The 19508-nt window shown below is 40.8% G+C and carries 15 protein-coding genes; 5 read left to right on the plus strand and 10 right to left on the minus strand.

Annotated features, from left to right (window positions below):
- Positions 1-256 precede the first annotated feature (256 nt).
- From EVU92_RS04270 to EVU92_RS04290, 5 genes are all read right to left on the minus strand, one after another.
- On the minus strand, positions 257-973 hold the full coding sequence (locus EVU92_RS04270) for a hypothetical protein (RefSeq protein WP_130050140.1): 717 nt from the start codon (positions 971-973) through the stop codon (positions 257-259).
- A gap of 91 nt (positions 974-1064) precedes the next feature.
- Positions 1065-2342 (minus strand): LysM peptidoglycan-binding domain-containing protein, encoded by a 1278-nt coding sequence (locus tag EVU92_RS04275; protein ID WP_130050141.1) that lies wholly within the window; start codon positions 2340-2342, stop codon positions 1065-1067.
- A gap of 118 nt (positions 2343-2460) precedes the next feature.
- A complete protein-coding gene (locus EVU92_RS04280) occupies positions 2461-3000 on the minus strand; it encodes a hypothetical protein (protein WP_130050142.1) in 540 nt (179 codons plus the stop codon).
- Between the two features lie 85 nt (positions 3001-3085).
- Entirely contained in the window at positions 3086-4390 is a 1305-nt protein-coding gene (locus EVU92_RS04285; RefSeq protein WP_130050143.1) for an ATP-binding protein, read from the minus strand.
- A gap of 3 nt (positions 4391-4393) precedes the next feature.
- Positions 4394-5797, minus strand: a complete 1404-nt coding sequence (locus EVU92_RS04290) for a sigma-54 dependent transcriptional regulator (RefSeq protein WP_130050144.1) — start codon at positions 5795-5797, stop codon at positions 4394-4396.
- 230 nt (positions 5798-6027) lie between these two features.
- Here EVU92_RS04290 and EVU92_RS04295 point away from each other — a divergent pair, with 230 nt between their 5' ends.
- The 4 genes from EVU92_RS04295 to EVU92_RS04310 all read left to right on the plus strand — a co-directional run bounded on the left by EVU92_RS04295 (position 6028) and on the right by EVU92_RS04310 (position 12892).
- Positions 6028-7281, plus strand: coding sequence for an efflux RND transporter periplasmic adaptor subunit (locus EVU92_RS04295; protein ID WP_130050145.1), 1254 nt, complete (start codon positions 6028-6030; stop codon positions 7279-7281).
- 11 nt (positions 7282-7292) lie between these two features.
- Complete coding sequence (locus tag EVU92_RS04300) at positions 7293-7994, plus strand: ABC transporter ATP-binding protein (protein ID WP_063528939.1); 702 nt, start codon at positions 7293-7295, stop codon at positions 7992-7994.
- 1 nt (position 7995) lies between these two features.
- Positions 7996-10392 (plus strand): ABC transporter permease, encoded by a 2397-nt coding sequence (locus EVU92_RS04305; RefSeq protein ID WP_130050146.1) that lies wholly within the window; start codon positions 7996-7998, stop codon positions 10390-10392.
- An 85-nt stretch (positions 10393-10477) separates the two neighbouring features.
- Positions 10478-12892 (plus strand): ABC transporter permease, encoded by a 2415-nt coding sequence (locus EVU92_RS04310; RefSeq protein ID WP_130050147.1) that lies wholly within the window; start codon positions 10478-10480, stop codon positions 12890-12892.
- Positions 12893-13006: 114 nt separating this feature from the next.
- Here the strand turns inward: EVU92_RS04310 and EVU92_RS04315 are convergent, their stop codons facing one another.
- On the minus strand, positions 13007-13870 hold the full coding sequence (locus EVU92_RS04315) for a LytTR family DNA-binding domain-containing protein (RefSeq protein ID WP_130052221.1): 864 nt from the start codon (positions 13868-13870) through the stop codon (positions 13007-13009).
- Positions 13871-14051: 181 nt separating this feature from the next.
- Between EVU92_RS04315 and EVU92_RS04320 the strand changes: the two genes are divergently transcribed.
- Positions 14052-15332, plus strand: coding sequence for an acyltransferase (locus EVU92_RS04320; RefSeq protein ID WP_130050148.1), 1281 nt, complete (start codon positions 14052-14054; stop codon positions 15330-15332).
- 82 nt (positions 15333-15414) lie between these two features.
- Here the strand turns inward: EVU92_RS04320 and EVU92_RS04325 are convergent, their stop codons facing one another.
- The 4 genes from EVU92_RS04325 to EVU92_RS04340 form a co-directional block, all read right to left on the minus strand.
- Positions 15415-15942: a sugar O-acetyltransferase gene (locus tag EVU92_RS04325; protein ID WP_130050149.1), complete on the minus strand. Its 528-nt coding sequence runs from the start codon at positions 15940-15942 to the stop codon at positions 15415-15417.
- A gap of 125 nt (positions 15943-16067) precedes the next feature.
- Positions 16068-16394 carry a prolyl oligopeptidase family serine peptidase gene (locus tag EVU92_RS21755; RefSeq protein ID WP_130052222.1) on the minus strand — a complete coding sequence of 109 codons (327 nt, stop codon included), beginning with the start codon at positions 16392-16394 and terminating at the stop codon, positions 16068-16070.
- Entirely contained in the window at positions 16395-18785 is a 2391-nt protein-coding gene (locus EVU92_RS04335; protein WP_130050150.1) for an ABC transporter permease, read from the minus strand. It lies immediately after the preceding gene.
- Entirely contained in the window at positions 18779-19507 is a 729-nt protein-coding gene (locus tag EVU92_RS04340) for an ABC transporter ATP-binding protein (RefSeq protein ID WP_130050151.1), read from the minus strand. Before EVU92_RS04340 ends, EVU92_RS04335 begins: the two co-directional genes overlap by 7 nt.
- Between the last annotated feature and the right edge of the window lies 1 nt (position 19508).

Below are 19508 nucleotides of genomic sequence, written 5' to 3' on the forward strand. Positions count from 1 at the left end.
TGTATAGTGCAGAGACTCCCTCAGCAACAAAACTTTGTAGGAGGCACGTCAGTGCCGAATCTAGACCTTAACAAACACATTCATGGCTGAATCCATTGCTACAAGTACACTTTGCCTAGACCCTAGACCCTAGACCCTAGACCCTAGACCCTAGAGCTTAGAGCCTAGAGCTTAGAGCCTTCGGTAGATGAAGGCGCAGTACCAAACACCTACCCACGCGGCTGATCGCTGACGGCTGAAAGCTGATAGCTCGGTGTCACTCACACTGCTGTATTTCTCTCACATCGCCGCGGCCATCGCTTAGGTAGCATTGTTCTAGCAACGAGCAGTAGCAGATCTCGGTTTTAATGCTATTACGCTGCTTGTTTACTTTGTCCCATTGAGTTTCATTAAATCCCGTTCGCTTGAAACGAAAAAGTTTAATTTCGCTGCCAGATGCCAGCAACCGGTTATCACTGGCACTCGTCATAATCCAGCCAAATGCTTCGAAAATATTTATGTCGGGAGAATCTTCTTGCAGAGTTTGTAGCTGTGTTTCATATGCTTGTGTATCAAAACAGCATGCAGAAATTACTTTATAGATATCTAAATATGATTGGTCGTTATAGTGATACTTCACGTACTTTACTATCGCAGGTCCTGATCCTGAATTAGTGAGTTCAAAGGTGATTTCAGGTAGGTTTTTTTCTTCATCAAAATTCCCCGTTATCACTTCAAGCCAAGGCCATGTGGCGGCTTTTACTTGTCGTTCTGCAGCGTTGGCTTGCAAGTAAGTAGCATAAAAGGAGGCTGCGGAGATAATAATGGCACAGAGTGCGAGAAATAGGTTTAGTCGCTCGTTGGTAAACCATGCCTTATGCTGGTTGCTAGCAGGTTGAGTTTTTTGCTGGGTGGTCTTTGTTTGCTCTTCAACGTTAGAGTCTTGCTCTGTTTTCACTGTTGAACAGCTTACGTCCTGTTGCTGATTATCCATAATTATTGATTGTTGTTTTTATAGACTAATAAAGATACAACTTTAATTGGATAGATAAAAGAGACAGGGAGTAAAACTCCCTGATTTGGTATTAACTATTTGAGATAAACACCGTGAGCTTTTCACCTACTCTTAAATTATCTCTTGAAAGGTTATTCCATTGTTTAAGCTTAGTGATACTGACTTTGTATTGCTTTGCTATCTTCCAAAGGCTATCGCCAGATTTCACCTTATACTCGATTTGCTGATCCGCTAATTGCGGCAATATCAGCTTTTGACCAATACGAATGGTGTTTGTTTTTAGGTTATTGAAGGTTTTCAGTTGGCTAACTGTTACTTTATAGTTCTTTGCAATCACACTTAAACTATCACCGCGTTTAACTGTGTAATGTTGCCACTGGCTATAATCATTGCTCTTTTGATTAGCTAATAGAGTTTGATAACTTGCTTGCTGATCTTTGGGGACCACAATATGTGGCGCATCAATCACCGCTGGGTATCGGATAACACCATGGTTTAGCTCTTCAAGCTCTTGCCACTTCGCTTTATCTGCTAAGATCACTGCACCAGTCACTGGTAAGGTTGCAATAGCTTGCTCATTCTTAATCGCAGGGAATACCATTCTTTGGTGTTTTAATAATTGTGCTGCGGCCAGTAACTTAGGTACGTACTGTTTGGTTTGTGATGGTAGTTTTAAACTAAAGAAGTCCGTCGACTTACCTTGTTTTTTATTACGAGCAATTGCCTGTAATACTCGCCCTTCACCAATATTGTAGGCAGCAATAGCGTGATACCAATCGCCATCAAAGCGTTTATAAAGGTATTCCATAAAATCCAAAGCTGCACGGGTGCTGTCGACCACATCTTGGCGACCATCATACCAAGGGGTAATTTTTACTTTGAAGTATTTGGCGATTGAGGGGGTGAGTTGCCATAAACCCGATGCATGTTTGTGTGAATAGGCACTGGCATCAAAATCGCTCTCTATAAGCGGCATTAGAGCGAGTTCTATTGGTAAGTCACGGTTTTCTACTTCTGTGACGATATGATACAAATACGGCGCTGCACGGCGGCTTATTTCTTCCATGTAATTTGGATGAGTAAGGTACCAAGCAATGCGCTTTTGTACATCTGGGTGACTTGAATCGCTAAACTGCAGTTGAATGCGAATACGTTGCCATACGTCATCAAGCTCACTTGGTTTGAGCGGTGTCACCGCGTCTACTTGTTTTGTTTTAGCTTCTGCAACCACAGTACCAGGATTGGTTTTGATGGTGGGCTTCTTTTCGGGAAGAGACTCAGGGGCAGTCTGACAGCCTGTTACAATGAGAGAAACAACAACAAGGCCTAAAAATCGATTTAAAAACACGTATTAAAATACTCCGTTAACTTAGGTGCGGGTAAACTAAAGCGCCTAAGCTTAACATAGGGTGAGCTAAAAATGACCATTAGATTAACAGCTCGCTAACTTACTCACCCAATTGAAATTAAAACGAAATACTAACTTGTAACCCAGCATAACCATGGTTTTGTGCTTCCCAATAGCGGCTGTCTATTTCTCTGGCTCTGGCATAGACCTCTATTCTGAATGGCTTTGAGTCCACGCCCATACCCACACCAACATAGCCATCAATATTATTGTGATTGTCATCATAGCGGTCGCTGTAGTCGTGGTCATCGCGGTCGTCGTATACAGCAAGCTCAATTAAATCTAAGCCCACTTCGCCATAGACAAAAAAGTCGCTGAAATAACCAAATTTGATGCCGCTATCTAAGGTTAGAAATGTCTCCCGATCACCTTTTTTAGTAAATACTTCTGCTGAGCCTAGTGCCGTTGTAAATGCTGCGCCGAAATTGCTGTAGTTATTTTTAGCCATAAATTCGATGCCGGCTGAGGTGATTGAATCAGTACTATTATGCTCTGACTTAACAAACAGGTTCATATTAGGGCTGTCATAAATACCAGCAAAGCTTTTTGTAGGAATAAAGGCAAGTGATGAGAGCAGTGCTAAGGCGAGGTACTTCATATTGGTTAATCCATTAAACGTTAATGGGTACATGATACCAAACAGCGCCTTAGCAAATTGTAAGTAAGTGTTCTAACTATGTAAGCTAACCGAACACGCAACGAAAGCAGGCTCCTTGCTGGCGTTTGATATATACCAGATCGCCGCCATGATTGAGCATGATCTGGCGCGATAAACTTAAGCCTATTCCTGAGCCTTGTTGCTTGGTAGTAAAAAATGGCACGAAAATCATCTCAATCACATGATCGCTGATACCTGTACCATTGTCGCTGACCTCTAAATACAGTTGCTGATTAGCATTTTGTGCAATATTTACCTCTATGCATTTAGTTGTCTCTGGATTATTTAATTGTTTAAGTACATCAAGGGCATTTTTAAGCAGGTTTATTATCACTTGCTCAACTTGGCCTCTATCTATCATTACTAACTGTTGGCTTTGCACCGATAAATTCAAAGTAATATTAAGTTGCTTAGCTTGTTGTGAGTGCAGAGCGACAACTTGCTTGGCAAGATCTGCCAGAATATGTGGCTGTAAGTGTGGGGCGGGTAAGCTACTAACCTTTTTAAATTGCGCTATAAACTCGCCTAAATGCTCGGTTCGTGATGCGAGTGTTGTTAGGGCGAGTTGCAAGTCTTGTTTATCTTCCTGATCATCAAAACTAAGCTCATTTGGCAGCAGTGCCGTACAAGTTTGTGCTAACGAAGAGAGTGGCGTAATCGAATTAGCAATTTCATGAGTCAGTACTTTGGTGAGGCGCTTATAAGCTTGTTGCTCTTTTAATTGCAGCTGATCATGAATAGATTGCAAACTGATCACTTTACGAACTTTACCTTGGATCTCGGCAATACTGATCTGCACAGATAACGTATCGTGCTGCTCACCATTTTGCCATGGCACGGTATTACGGCTATTTTGTTTAGCGTCTTGGACTAGGTTGGCTATTACACCTAAATCATCGATGTGCTTTACAGCTTGCCCAAGCAAACGACTAACCGCCGGATTGCTTTCAATAATAGTGCCTTGTTCGTCACATACTAATACTGCTAAATCGATATGAATTAATAGCGCTTGTAAGAACTGGGCTTGTTGCTCTGCATTAAAACGTGCAGCCTGAATTTGTTGTTTAACCTGCTCAAATTGTTGCTGCATAGGGTGTTGGTCACCAAAGCCTAATGTGCTGTCTCCATTCGCTAAAGCGCGAAAAACCATATCTGCACGCCTTGTTTGGCGTTTAAATAAATTAAAAATTTGCGCGGCACATACCAAATTTAAAATAACTAAAAGTGCCGAAATTGCAGAAAACCCGCTTTGCTGTACTTGCCAAAACAAAGCAATTGAGAAACCAATTAGTGCAGCTAATAGGCCAGCTAAGCTAATGAAATTTCGCATAGATTAAAGTCCATATTTTTCTAAACGACGATACATGGCTCCGCGTGTCAGGCCGAGTGCTTTAGCTGCGTGACTAACGTTGCCTTGAAAATGCTTTAAAGCTGCACGAACGGTTCTCTGTTCGATGATTTCAAGATCAAAAGTGTCGTAGTCAGCAGCGTTTGTAGAGAGTTCATTTGTGCTTACACTGGTACTTGGTGAGCTTATCACTGAGCTTATATCGAGCTCTGAACCTTCTGAGAGGATGACTGCTCGCTCAATTGCATGCGCAAGTTCACGGACATTGCCTGGCCAATGATACTGACTTAAACGTGTCATATCAGATGCCGTAATTGATAACTCTCGTTTGTATTTATGTGCAAAGTGTTGCAAGTAGTAGTTACACAGTAATGGAATGTCTTCACTGCGCTCACGCAGAGCTGGCAAATGGATCTCTACCGTATTAACACGGTACAGTAAGTCTTGCCTAAACTTGCCTTCAGTCACTGCTTGTTCGAGGTTTTCATTCGTTGCACAGATCAAACGAATATCAATATCGAGGACTTTTGAGCCACCAACCGGTGTTATTTGCCTGTTTTGTAGTGCCGCAAGTAGTTTAACTTGTTGGTTAAGCGGTAAATTACCTAGCTCGTCTAAAAATAAACTACCACCATGGGCCAGCTCAAATCGGCCAATGCGATCTTCTTTCGCGCCAGTAAACGCCCCTTTTTTATGGCCAAATAGTTCGCTTTCAAACAGGCTTTCGGCTAGTGAGCCCATGTCTAGGCTTATGAAGGGTTGGCTTTGGCGCTGGCTTGCATTGTGGATTGCATGTGCGGTGAGTTCTTTACCTGTGCCACTTTCGCCACTAATCAATATGTTGGCATCTGTGTTGGCTGCTTTGTCGATAACCGAAAAAACCTGCTGCATGGCATCACTTTGGCCTAAAAACTCAAATGGTTGATTGCCGATTGACTGCTGCAAGGCCTGCTTTTGTTTTGTGAGCTTACCAACTTGCTGTTTGTCTTTAGCGTGTGAAAATGCCGCTGCAACAGCACCAAGTAATTGCTCATTTTGCCAAGGTTTGGCAATAAAGTCAGAGGCACCAGCTTTAATTGCTTCGACAGCTAGCTGAATATCGCTGTAGGCCGTCATAAGCAGTACCGCAATGTTAGCGTCTTGGCTCATGATTTTTTTTAGCCAGTAGAATCCTTCTTTGCCACTAATTGAGTCTTGCGTGAAGTTCATATCGAGTAACACAACATCAATAGCCTGATCCGCCTCATGCTGTGCGTTAATAATACCTTCAATATCAAAGGGGTTATCTGTGGTTTTTACAACCTGATAATGCTGCTTTAAAAGTAATCGTGCGGCGATAAGTACGTCGGGGTTATCATCGACGATAAGAATTGATCCTGCTTGTTTCATAGCTATTTATTATTATTCCTTTATGGGAACACTAAGACTAATTGAAAATAGTAAGAGTGTCCATTTATGGACGATATATGGGTTTTGAAGTGTTCTATAAGCGGACACTTGATTATATATATCTTTATTGGTTTTTATATAAGTTGTTGTAATTTAATAAAAATAAAAGTTGGCACAAGAGTTGTTTTATCTATAGGTAATTAGCACCTAGATAACTTAAAGGCGTCAACATGGATAAGAAAATTACACGCTCAAATAACAAAGCATTTTTTAAGAAATCAGTAATTGCAGCTGCGTGCTTAGCTGTTGCGGCTGCAGCTTATGGTTTCACGCAAACTGAGCAAACAGGTCGAAGCCAGCAAGTAAGCGCGACAAGCTTAACGATTAGCACAGTACAACAAGGTGAATTTGTTGATGCTTTAAGTCTTCGTGGTCAGGTTATGCCTCGCACTACCATTTATCTCGACACCATTGCCGGAGGCCAAGTTGAAGAGCGACTTGTTGAGCAGGGGGAGTTTGTTAAAAAAGGTCAACCACTTGTGCGTTTAAGCAATACTAACTTGCAGCTTGATGTAATGAGCCGTGAAGCACAGGTGACTGAGCAGCTTAACTTTTTACGTAACACGCAAATGAATATGGAAACCAGCCGTTTAAACTTACGCCGTGATTTGCTTGAAATCGATCTTAAAATCACACATTTATCGCGTCGCTTAAAACAGACTCAGCCGCTAGTGAAAACGGGTGTGTTAGCACAAGAACAATTATCTGAAATTCAAGAAGACTTAGCGTATTACAAAGCGCGTAAAGAACTAACCCTCGAGCGTCAAAAGCAAGAAAACAGCATTCGTGAAGTTCAGGTAGCTCAGTTAAAAGACAGTGCCGACATGCTAGAGAAAAACCTTCAGTTTGCGCGTAAGAACCTTGAAAACCTACTCGTAACAGCACCTGCCGATGGCTATTTAAGTGAACTTGATGTTGAAATTGGTGAATCAAAAGGCCGTGGTGCTCGCCTAGGACAGATTGATATTCCTAATGAATACAAGCTAGTTGTGCGACTAGATGAGTTTTACCTAAGCCAAGTTCAAACAGGTATGCAAGTGCTTATTGAACACGAGCAAGGCGAAATTGCGGCGACGGTTAGCAAAATTGATAGCCGTGTTCAGCAATCACAGTTTCAGGTTGAAGTCGATTTACCTAATGGCACGAGTAACATAAAACGTGGGCAAAGCCTTGATGTACAGCTGATGCTAGGTGATAGCAAAGGCACTGCTTTATTACTTGAACGCGGCGCATTTTTTACCAGCTCAGGAGGTAACTGGGTTTATGTCATGGATAAAGATGGCAATCGTGCAGTACGAAAAGACATTCGTCTTGGCAAAAAGAATCAAAACTATTATGAAGTGTTAAGTGGCCTAAGCGCCGGAGATCGCGTGATCACCTCTAGCTACAGCAACTTTGATAAAGCCCAACAACTACAATTTTAAGGATAAAAACAATGATTAAATTAACTAACTTATCACGCGTATTCCGTACTCAAGATGTTGAAACAACAGCGCTTAACAATATTAACTTACATGTAAACGAAGGCGAATTTCTTGCCATTATGGGGCCATCTGGCTGTGGTAAATCAACATTACTCTCTATTTTAGGTATGTTGGATTCGCCATCTGCAGGCAGTTTTGAATTTTTAGGTGAAGACATCGCAGGGTTTGGTGAAAAGCAATTAGCAACACTTAGAAAAGCGTCGATTGGTTTTGTTTTCCAAAGCTTTAACTTAATTGATGAATTAACAGTATTTGAAAACGTTGAGCTGCCATTACAGTATCAAAACATCTCAAAAAGTGAACGTAAACAGCGAGTAGACGCAATCTTAAAACGTGTTGCAATCGACCATAGAGCAGATCACTTACCGCAGCAGTTATCGGGTGGTCAGCAGCAACGTGTAGCAGTAGCCAGAGCTCTCGTGATTAATCCAAAACTAATCTTAGCGGATGAGCCTACGGGTAACCTTGATTCAAAAAATGGTGATGAAGTCATGGCGATGCTACGTGAGCTAAATCGCGAAGGTACCACGGTAATTGTGGTTACTCACTCAGAAAAAGAAGGCAATTATGCTGACCGTTTAGTGCGCTTACTTGATGGCCAAGTGATGGTTGATAAAGCTAACCGTGTTCAACAAACAGCAGAGGTGGCATAACATGATTTTAAGTTATTTGATCACCGCGCTGCGTGCGTTTAAAAACCAAAAACAGCACTTTATTTTAAATGTTCTGGGTTTAAGTGTGGGCTTAGCTGCGGCAATTCTAGTTGCTTTGTTTGCAAAAAATGAGCTTTCGTACGATAGCCAACAGCCTCATGCTGAGCGTGTTTATCGCGTTGGCCAAGACTTCTCAAAACTTGGTTTAGCTGTGGTGCCTATTTTTAATTATGTGCAGTCAAAGCAGGCCGAAGATTACAGCCAAGTTGAAGAAGTATTCGGATTAACTATGGTCGAGCTGACCCGTGAAGCTATGGTTGATGTGAGTTATCGCAACCAAGGCTATAAGTTAAATGCTTTATATGGTGCTTCAGCAAATATTGAAAACTTTATTGCTCTAGAAACGCTTGCAGGTGACTTAACAACAGCAATGAGTACACCAGACAGCCTTGCTTTAAGTGAATCAGAAGCACTGCGCATTTTTGGTCGCACCGATGTGATTGGTGAAACACTAACACATGAACAAGGACAGTACACAGTGCGTGCCGTGTTTGCAGACTTAACAGATAACACTCACTTTGCTTTTAAAAACCTTGTTTATGTTAAGCATGATCCAAGCAAAATAGACATCAACAGTAGTTATGTTTATATGCGTGTAGCTGAGGGCACCGATACCGATGCATTAGCTAAAACCTTAACAGAGCGCTTTTTTAGCGGTTCGATGCTGGAACAAGTTAGTTTAGAGCTGCATCCATTACTTGATTTGCACCTAACGGCAAAATCACCGTTTGAGATGAAAGCAGGTGGTGCTAAACAAGTGGTCATGATCTGTGTTGGTTTAAGTGTGTTACTTATTCTTATTGCAGGTTTTAACTTCATTAATATGACCGTCGCTCAATCGACTAAACGTGCAAAAGAAGTGGGTGTGCGTAAAGCGCTTGGCGCAAGTAAAGGCCAGTTAGTAACGCAGTTTTTATCTGAATCTGTGTTGGTATCAATGCTTTCAATGGTGATTGCATGTGCTTTAGTGGAGCTATTTTTACCAAGCTTTAATCAGCTAGTAGACCGCGAATTGGGCGTGAATTATGCCTCTGAATTTGGCATTGCAATTATTGTGGTCGCAATTGCTGTGGGCATATTAGCTGGGCTTTATCCTGCATTCTTTATTTCGTCATTCAGTGCAAAACGCGTTTTAAGTGGTGACTTACAGCGTGGTAATACTGCAATATGGGTTCGTAAGAGCTTACTAACCTTACAGGCTTCGCTAGCAATAGGTTTAATCATTGCCTCTATTACCTTGTTAAAGCAATTAACTTACTTACAAAGCTTACCTTTAGGCTATGAAACAACACAAAGATTGGTTATTTCAGAGCTACCTGTAGGCGAAGTATTCACAAAAGAAAAAAATGCCTTAGTTAACCGTATTAGTGCGATTCAAGGCGTACAGCAAACAACAGTGATTGATACTCGTTTGACGGTTTCAATCAATAATACCCTCATGCCAACGTGGCCAAATGGTGAAGCGTCTGGCAGCTTAACGCCTGTTGTAGGTGCAAGCTATGATGTTGTAAAAACGCTAGGATTAAAACTGGTTGCTGGCCGTGACTTTAGCCGTGAGTTTGCTGGTGATTGGGCAAGCCGTGAAAATGGGGTAACAAGTACGGGTACCATTGTGACTGAATCTGTCGCAAGGCAAGCGGGTTACACTAACATGAGTGATATTATCGGTAAGGTAATTAAAGACTCAGGTCGCGGCGTAGATATGCGTGTTGTGGGTGTGGTTGAGGATGTAAAGGTAGGTAATGCTAAAGATGCCAACTCAAATATTATGTTCTTATGTGGCTTTAACTTTTTATCACCTGTATCAGAATTAATTTTAACGATTGATCAGCAAAACTTGCCTTACATTAAAGCTCAGATCGCTGAAGTATTAGCAAGCTCAGCCAATATCTATGAGCCGAAAATTAATTTACTCGCAGACAACTACAAAACCCTGTTAAAAGGTGATGAGCGAATTTCGAATGTCGTTTTAATCTTTACTGGTCTTGCTGTGTTCTTAACTTGCTTAGGTACCTTTGGTTTGGCTTCGTTTGCAACAGTGCGTCGTCAAAAAGAAGTGGCAGTTCGAAAAGTGCTAGGTGCATCTCGCATCAGTATCGTAAATATCATTGCTAAAGAGTTCTTAGTGCTGGTGGGCGTGAGTATTGCTATTGCTTACTCGGTTACTTACTTCTTAGTAGGAGATTGGTTAGCAAACTTTAACGACCGCATTGAACAAGCTGTGTGGGTGTATGGCGCTGCGGCTGTGGTCGTTGCGGTTATCACGTGGGCAACGGTGGCAAGCCTAGCATTTAAAGCGGCCAGCACCCGTCCATCATTAATCCTTCGTTATGAGTAAATTGAGTTTTTAGTCAAGACTATGCTCTATCGGCGTAGCTGATGGGGCATTTTTAGGTAGAACAGGTAAGGTCTAAAGGTAAAACATGTTAGTATCACACATTACCACGGCATTTAGGGTATTTAAGCGGCATAAGTTGTACGCGCTTTTGAATGTCTTTGGACTAAGCATAGGTCTTGCTGGGGCGCTTTTAGTGGCGTTATTCGCAGAGTACGAATTGTCGTTTGATAAAATGCAGCCCGATCATCAGCAAGTATATCGTTTGCATGTTGATGTAAATGTACCCGGCTTAGAAGAGATCCCATTAACGGTTGTAAGCATTGCGCAAACAGTGTCTTCACGCAGCGATGTAAGCGATTTATTGGTGTTGGCAGATGTGGTTGATAGCGATTTGCTTTCCGCTCATATTAATGTTGCAGGGCAAGCATTTAAGCTGCGTAATTTATATGGTACATCGGCTAATATTCGCGATTTTATTCATTTAGAGGTGATGCTTGGCAACCTAGAACAAGTACTCTCTGTGCCCAATCAAATAGCTCTGAGTAACAGTGAAGCCACAAGGCTGTTTGGTAGCGCCAGTAAAGCGTTCAGACAAACGTTATTGATGGGCGAGCAAAGTGTCACTGTGGGTGCTGTTTTTGATGATTTACCCGATAACAGTCACTTTTTGTTCCATGCTTTAGTGTCTGTTGATTTCACCATACATAACGATATATCGAGTTATGTTTATCTAAAAACTCAGCAAGGAGCTGATTTAAAAGACATCGAAAAGCTGTTAGCTAGTCGTCTTATCGAAAAATATCAGTTAAAGAATAGCCAACTTGAGTATCGTTTAGTGCCGATGCGAGAGGTGTACTTTAAAGCCCATTCGCCCTTTGAATTTAAACCAGGCGGCTCGGCTTTTTTAGTGAACTTGAGCTTGGTGCTAAGTGTCTTACTACTCGCTATTGCTGCAGCCAATTACATTAATATTGCGGTATCGCAATTGCTTTATCGCATCAAAGAAATTGCCATGCGCAAAACCTTGGGGGCGAGTAAGCGACAATTAATACTGCAATTTTTGTTAGAAGCCTTGCTATTGGTGATCCTTGCTACGTTGTTAGCGTTGTGTTGGGTTGAGATGTTATTACCAAGTTTTAGTGCCTTTGCGAATCGACCATTGCAGCTTATTTGGGACTGGTCACAATTGCTAGCTGTATTGGGCGTGGTGTTTTTATTGGCTTTAATATCTGGTGCTTATCCGGCTTTTTGTGTCGCACGCGCATCGCTAAAAAGTTTACTTGCAGGGCAATTGCAAACAGGTCAAGCGGTGCGTAAAGGCCTGTTAGTATTTCAAGCAGCCATGGCAATGGCCTTAATTGTTTGTACTATGGTGAGCTTACAACAGTTAACGTTCTTGCAAAACTTGTCGCTTGGTTATGATGCGACAGATCGCATTGTGATACATGATTTAAGCAGCAAGCAATTGATGGAAAAAGAACACGCGATACTTAATGAGATCCGTGCGCTGCCAGGTGTCATGCAAGTGACCACTACAGACACAGATTTAACCGACAGTATTCTTGAAAGCTTTTATTTCCGTTGGCCCAATGGCTACGAAGAAAGCGAACTGCCACCGACCATAGGCACAGGTTTCCATGCCGTTGAAACCTTGGGTCTGACACTACTTGCAGGCCGAGATTTTTCACCACAGTTTCAGAGCGATTGGCTGCACTCTACCGATGAGCATACTGAGGCGCAGCAGGGCGAAGGTAACCTTCAAGCAATGGCTATTTTGGTGACCGAACAAATGGCAAAGCGTGCTGGCTACGATAATGTGGATGAGGTGGTAGGTCTGCATGTTCAGGGGCTTTATCGCAATATTAATGCAACCATTGTCGGTGTGGTAAAAGACATTAAAGTCGGTTCGGCGAAAGATGATTGGCTGCCTGTGTCATTTTCAGCAGGGTATAGCTCGCAATCAACCGTTCGATTGGTGGTAAGCACCGAACAAGCAAACTTTTCTCAGTTATTTAATCAGTTACGCCAGCTTTTAAAGCAGTTTAATTTAACCGCCGATCCGCAATTTAGCTTGATGCAGCAAGACTTAGCCAAGGTTTATAGCGTCGAGCATGATTTGTTTGTGCTCATTCGAAACTTCTCTGTGCTGGCCATGTTTTTAAGTTGCTTAGGTTTATTTGGACTTGCTGCGTTTGCAGCGAAACGTCAGCAAAAGCAATTAGCCATTCGAAAAGTATTGGGTGCAACCCGTTTAAGTTTAGTTAACCTACTTGCCCGTGAGTTTTTAATCGTAGTATTCGCAGCAGCGGCAATTGCTTTGCCTCTAGCTTATTGGCTAATGGATGACTGGTTGCAAGGTTTTAACGACCGTATTGAGCAAGCCGTGTGGGTGTATGGCACTGCGGCACTTTTGGTCGCACTCTTTACTTGGCTGACTGTCGCAACCCTTGCCTTCAAGGCGGCCAGCACCCGTCCATCATTAATCCTTCGTTATGAGTAACACACAACTCATGATCCATTCCAAGCCTAGCAATACAGCTGGGCTTTTTTACACCTTTAAATGGCCACCAAGTCCAGCAAATTCTTTATGCAGAAAAACGTCATATACAGTTAGCTAAAAATGAGCGGCAGACGAATTAACCTGTTTTTTAAACTGCTCTTTGTAACGACGTGATAAGTTAAGTATTTTTCCCGTTGTAAGTTTCACTTCACTATCACCACTTGGCAATGGCGTGATTGATTCAATCACATCGAGTCTAATAGCATGAGAACGGTGAATACGGCAAAAACCTTGCGGTTCTAACCGAGATATAAGATGGGTCATGGTTGTACGTAGCGGATAAATACGTGAGCCAATATGTAGGTTTACGTAATTGCCGCTAGATTCAAGCCAGTCAATTTGATCTGTACAGATGATGAACTCTTTGCCTAGTTTTTTAACCAGTAATCGGTCGAAATTCAAATCCTGTTGGGCGTTTTCTTCATGATTGATTGGCTTGGCTTCGCCGGTTAATTGGCTAACAATGTATTGATACGTTTTAATAATCACAATTAAAGATAAAAACCCCCATAAGTCTTTACGGTATTCATAAAGTAACTCAAACCACAGCAACCCGAAGTCATACTGCATGTCTTGAATTGTGTAAATGAACTCACGGATAGCGACCATGATCCCTACGTGTAATAAGGAAAAAATAATGCTTGCGAATAAATAAGTGAGCAATGAGCGAGTGATCTTTTGCCAATTAAAGGGTTGGGTTTGCAATAACCAAACTAAAGCAGGAAATAATAGTAAGGTGCCGATAGCGCTTGAATATTCCCAGACAAAGGGCTCCCAAAGCAAAAATGACAGTTCACCATCGCGTTGGGCTTCCATGATATCTGAGCTGGCATTAATAGTGTTATTTATAAAAATATAACTAAATAAAAATAATGTCGCATACCAAGTTCGGTTACGCTGAAAATGCATTAAGGTGATCATTATTATTGTTACTCTTTGAAGACCGTAATTAGACTAACAAGATAGTGATAAATCACCAAACATACTATCCCTGATATCCACCGTTTATCCCTACTGATTGTTTTATCGACCTTTTCTGATAGCTTAACGTTATGTGTTGTTCATAGTTGTTATTAACTTGTCGTAACCATAATCAATCATGAAACTTAAAATAATAATTAAAAACACAACACGCACGTTATTACAGCCATGGCAAAATGCGTTTAATCAAGCCGTTGAGTTACCACCGCGTCGTTATGATTTAGATTGGCTAAGAGTACTTGCCTTTGGCTTATTAATTTTTTACCACACAGGTATGTTATACACTCAAAATTGGGGCTTTCACTTTAAAAGTCAGTATTTATCCAGCAATATAGAAAACATCATGCTCTTATTGTCGCCTTGGCGGATGGGGTTAATCTGGTTTATCTCAGGTGCTGCACTGAGGTTCATAATTGCGCGCGCTAGCTTAGGTGGTTTTTTAATATCACGCAGTGTCAGAATATTACTGCCATTATTAATTGGAGTTTGGTTTATTGTGCCAGTTCAGCTATATGCGCAAATGAGCCAAGAGACCGGTTTAGCGATAAGTTACTGGCAGTTTTACTTGCAGTTTTTTGATTTGACAAACCCTCTATTTGAATATTATCAAGCAGGTATTTGGCCTCATGTTGATGTAAACCATCTTTGGTACTTACGCTCGTTATGGCAATTTACCTTATTGCTCGTGTTTGCTCTGCCACTGCTTCATCACCATTATGTTCAAACAGTGATTACACGTCTATGTGAACAGTCGTTATTAATTATTTTTATCGTATTGCTATTGCCGCTTTGTATTTTAAAGTTGAGCTGGCCGAGCGATACATTTCGATACCCCATGGGTGCTTTATTTTTACTTTATGGTTACTTACTTGCGTGGCACTCAGTATTTTATAGTCGGCTACTTCTTCATTGGAGGGCATTATGCGTGGTATTTATTGTAGGTTACCTGATTGTAGTGGCGGGCTATAACATGATTTGGCAAAACTCAGCTGCCAGTCAGTGGCAAATTACGGGCATGGATATGTTGTATACCGCGCAACGATTAGTTGGTGTGTTAATGATGTTGGCACTAGCACAACGTTTTTTAAATCACGATCACCCTAAATTGGCTTTATTGAACTCAGCGGTATTTCCTTTTTATCTCTTACATCAAAGTGTGATTATTGGCCTTGCCTTTTATTTATCGAAGCTGCAATTAGGTGGTTTCATGGAGTCACTACTTATACTAAGTCTCACTTTTATTCTTTGTTGGCTAGTGTTTATAGGTGCGCGTCGCGTCGATTTATTAAGTCCATTTTTAGGGATTAAAGTCACAGGTAAATATAAAGCATGGCAAGTAAAAGTTGGTTTTGGTTGTGGACTAATCCTAGTAAGCCCATTGATTATCAGGTTAATCTAAACAACTATACCATTGGTATAAAATATACGTAGCGGGCTCGTGTAGTATGTGCTTTAGCGAACGATGTGACTTAAGTGTGTACTTAAATATCTTTTATCTTCACCGCGGGGTTACCTGCTACTAGGGTGTTTGCCGCGACATCTTTGGTAACTATTGCCCCTGCGCCAATCACGGCATTATCAGCAACTGTAATACCTGCAAGTATCATAGCGCCTGCACCAATCCATACATTGTTGCCGATGCTAATCGGTGCTGCAAAGTTAGCTTTTGCTAAACGCTCGGTTGGGTTTACTGCATGCGATACCGCGAGTATTTGCACATTAGGGCCTATTAAGCAGTCATCGCCTATCGTAATTTGCGCATCAGATAGCGGTGCATCAAGCATTGTACAGTTAATATTGATGAAGGTGCGATCACCTATTTTAATACCACTGCCATAATCACAATGAAAACCAGCTTCAATAACAACCTGTTCGCCACAGTGAGCAAACATGCTTCTTAGTCGTTTTAAATTGCCTTTACTTGGGCTTTTGGCAAATAAACGGCAAATTTCATGGGCATTTTTTCGTTGTTTTATAAATGACTCTTCTAAACTATTAAATGCTTTCATAATTTATTATGTAATGCGTAGAGTAGTCACATTTTACGCTGTCCTTTACCGATTGCAAAAGAGCATGTGATATTACGTCAGAACTTTGCATTGGGAGGTCTTAACCATTTATTGAGCCAAGCAGACTATTCTTTAAGTAAGTATGTTAAATTCTCTTTCGCTCTATAAGAGTGGCCTTCATAAGGGAGCATAATGAGTTGAGTTGTCTTTTTATTCGCAACCAATGCTTGATACATTCTCATGGATTGCATGGGGTAAGTACCGGAGTTTTGATCATTTTCGCCATGAATAAGCAGTAATGGCGAATGTATTTTATCTGCGAACATGATTGGTGATAAGTCTATATATGTCTCTTTTGCTTGCCATAACGTACGCTTTTCACCCTGAAAGCCAAAAGGAGTTAATGTTCTGTTGTAAGTGCCACTGCGTGCAATACTATAAATATAAGAAATCTATTCATTGCGTAATGCCTTTATTGGATCTTGTCTAAGTGTTTTATTGATTGGAAAAAAGCTCGTGATGACAGCCATAGTTAAAAGGCCAAGCCAGATGGATAGTGTCAGCCACCAGTTTATAGTCAGGGTTACATTTGGTAGTGAAAAGCAATAACCAATGATTAAAAATGCTAATGAAAAGGCGAGTACCAAGCTCATCGTTATGGGTTGCATAAGCTCTAGTAAACTTTCTTTTAACAATCTTAGGTTATCAGCGCCCATAGCAAGCTTAACGCCTAAACTATATTTGCGTACTTTAATTAGGTAGTTAACAATGCCGTTTATGCCAATACACACCATAAGCAATGATGTTGATGCAAGGACAATAGCAAGCCAGGCAGCGTTTAAATGGCGTTGTCGTTGCTCATCAAATTGAGTTGTTAATGACGCTAATGAATGTATATCTAAGCGTTTATCAATCCCGTAGATCAGTTGCTGAATTTGCGATATTGATGCGGAATCTTTCATTGTTAGAAGGTAGGTATATTGACTCCAGCCTGGGAAATCTTTGGGTGTGAACACTTCAAAGTTTTCACTTTCAGGTCTTCCTGGTACGTAGGTATTACTGACTACACCTACGATAGAATAAAACGTTTTGCTGTCAAAGCTGACTTTACTATTTAGTACATTTTGTGTGTTTTTATCCAACATATCCGCAAGGCGTTGATTGACTACAATTGGCGGATTTTTGAGTTTTTCATCACCTTTGTTAAAGCCCTTGCCTGTTAATTTAAGATCTAATTCTGCAAAATAATTGTTGGAAACTAAGCTATTACGCGCTTGCGCAATATATTGACCAGCTTCATCATATATTTGATTGACGTTAACCGTATCGGGTAAGCGCTGTTCTGATGAAGTTGCCAAACTGCTCACATTATTGAGGTTTAATAACTGCTGGATAACCGCTTTATGAATATTGATTCGCTCATTAGATTTGTCGATATTACTGTAATTTATTGTAAGTGAGTATTTACCTTTAGTGTTTATGCCATTATCTCTCAGTGCTTCAGAGAGTGTAACCAAAACAACGTGACTTGCGGCAGTTAATACTAAAAAGGAGAATAAGATCTGTAAGCCAACTAACAAGTGGCTTGTCGCTGAACTCATTTGTTTTCCGGTTCCTTTACCGCTGCTTTGCAAGCTACTAATTAAGTTTTTCTCTTTTACGACACTCAATTCTATAAATGAATACAGTGCAGCAATAGTAACAATCAAAAATGTTGAAAAGAGAAGCGTATTAATGCTTAGCGAAAGCGTATCTAATCGTTGTATGGCGTTTGCGGCTAAGCTTTGAATAACCATAAACCCTATTTGGGTGAGTGTTAATGCTAGTATGACAGCAATGCTAATGAGTAATAGGTTATGTTTTAGTGTTTCAACAATGAGTTGTTTTGTACTTGCCCCAAATGCAAAGCTAATAGCAATAGGTTTTATACGGGTAATTGCTTTTGCAAGTTGCATACTAGACAGGTTGATCAGTGCAATGATTAATAATAAACAAACGCCTAAAAGCAACATAAGTACTATTTTTCCGCTATCACCTTTTAATGCTTCACTAAATGTCGTGATACGTGCGTTAACAGTAAAGTCTTTCAGAATATTAGGAGCATAGAGCTGAGCGCCTTTCAGTGATAGATCTGATAACTGTTGTGTGATTGCAGATTCTGATACTGTACTTTTTAATCTAACCACACTTTTGTATGCACCCATAAACCCATTTGCTGTTTTGGGATCAAATACCTCGTCGACATCAATAGGTAACCATATTGCATCGTTTATATTTTTGTAGTGGGGCAGAACAAGATTATCTGTAGCTACACCAACAATAGTAAATCGGCGTTGATTTAACTGTATTTTTTGACCAATGATATCACCTCGCCCCTGGAAAAGTTCTTGCCATGCCCTATAGCCTAAAACGACAGACATGTGTTTACTGCCGAGCGCCTCGGTGTTATTAAATAATCTGCCAAGTTCAGGTTTTACACCAAGCAGGTCAAACAAGTTATTAGATGCAAGAATAACGTCTACAGCGGGTCTAGTTGGCCTGTCTAATAATTTATAACTGGTCCACTTATGGTAGGTAGCCATGTCAGTAAAGAGAGTATTTTCATTCTCTATATAACTCATTACTTTTGAATTACTAGCAGGGCCTGAATAGCTTTTTGAGTTTACGGTGCCTTCCAGTAAATATAAATTATCACTTTGTTGATAAGGTAAGGGGGAGAAAAAGACTAAATCCACTAAGCTAAATGCACTTAGTACCATGCAAAGAGTGAGCGCTAATGTAAATACGGTAGTTAAATAGTACTGTTTAGCACGTTTGAAGGTATTGTAGGCTACTTTTAACATGGCTGAGCAACTCGATTTGCCTCTATTGGCGTATTGATATCATCATTTTCAGCTATTACTGAGCCATCTTTTAATTGAATATTACGAGATGCCATGTTGGCATAACGCGGGTCATGGGTCACTAAAACGATAGTTGTGCCTTGCTGATTAAGGTCTTTGATCAATGCCATGATGGCATCACCGTTTTTAGAATCTAAGTTACCTGTTGGTTCATCGACAAGCATAATTCCTGAATCACCAGCTAAAGCGCGAGCAATGGAAACGCGTTGCTGTTGACCCCCTGATATTTGGTTAGGGTATAAATCAGTTTTATCTGCAAGGCCTACTTTTTCTAAGCAATCTAAAGCTCGTGCATGGCGCGTTGAAAGCGAATCCCCTCTGTATTTTAAAGGCAGTGCTACATTTTCTAAGATGGTCATTTCATCTATTAGATTAAAAGATTGAAATACAAAGCCGATTCTGTTTCCACGAACTTTAGAGCGCTGCGTTGAGTCCATATCAGAAACCAGTAAGCCGTCGATGTAATATTCACCGCTTTGTGGGGTGTCGAGTAATCCCATAATATTCAGCAGAGTTGATTTTCCGCACCCTGATGGGCCTGAAATAGAAATAAATTCGCCATCATAAACAGTGAAGCTAATTCCTTTTAAAATTTGACTAACTTGATCGCCATTGGTAAAGGACTTAGTTAAGTTATTAACCCTTAAAATTTCAGTGTTCATA

This window comes from Pseudoalteromonas sp. MEBiC 03485, assembly GCF_004195145.1.
In the GTDB taxonomy this organism is placed as follows: domain Bacteria; phylum Pseudomonadota; class Gammaproteobacteria; order Enterobacterales; family Alteromonadaceae; genus Pseudoalteromonas; species Pseudoalteromonas apostichopi.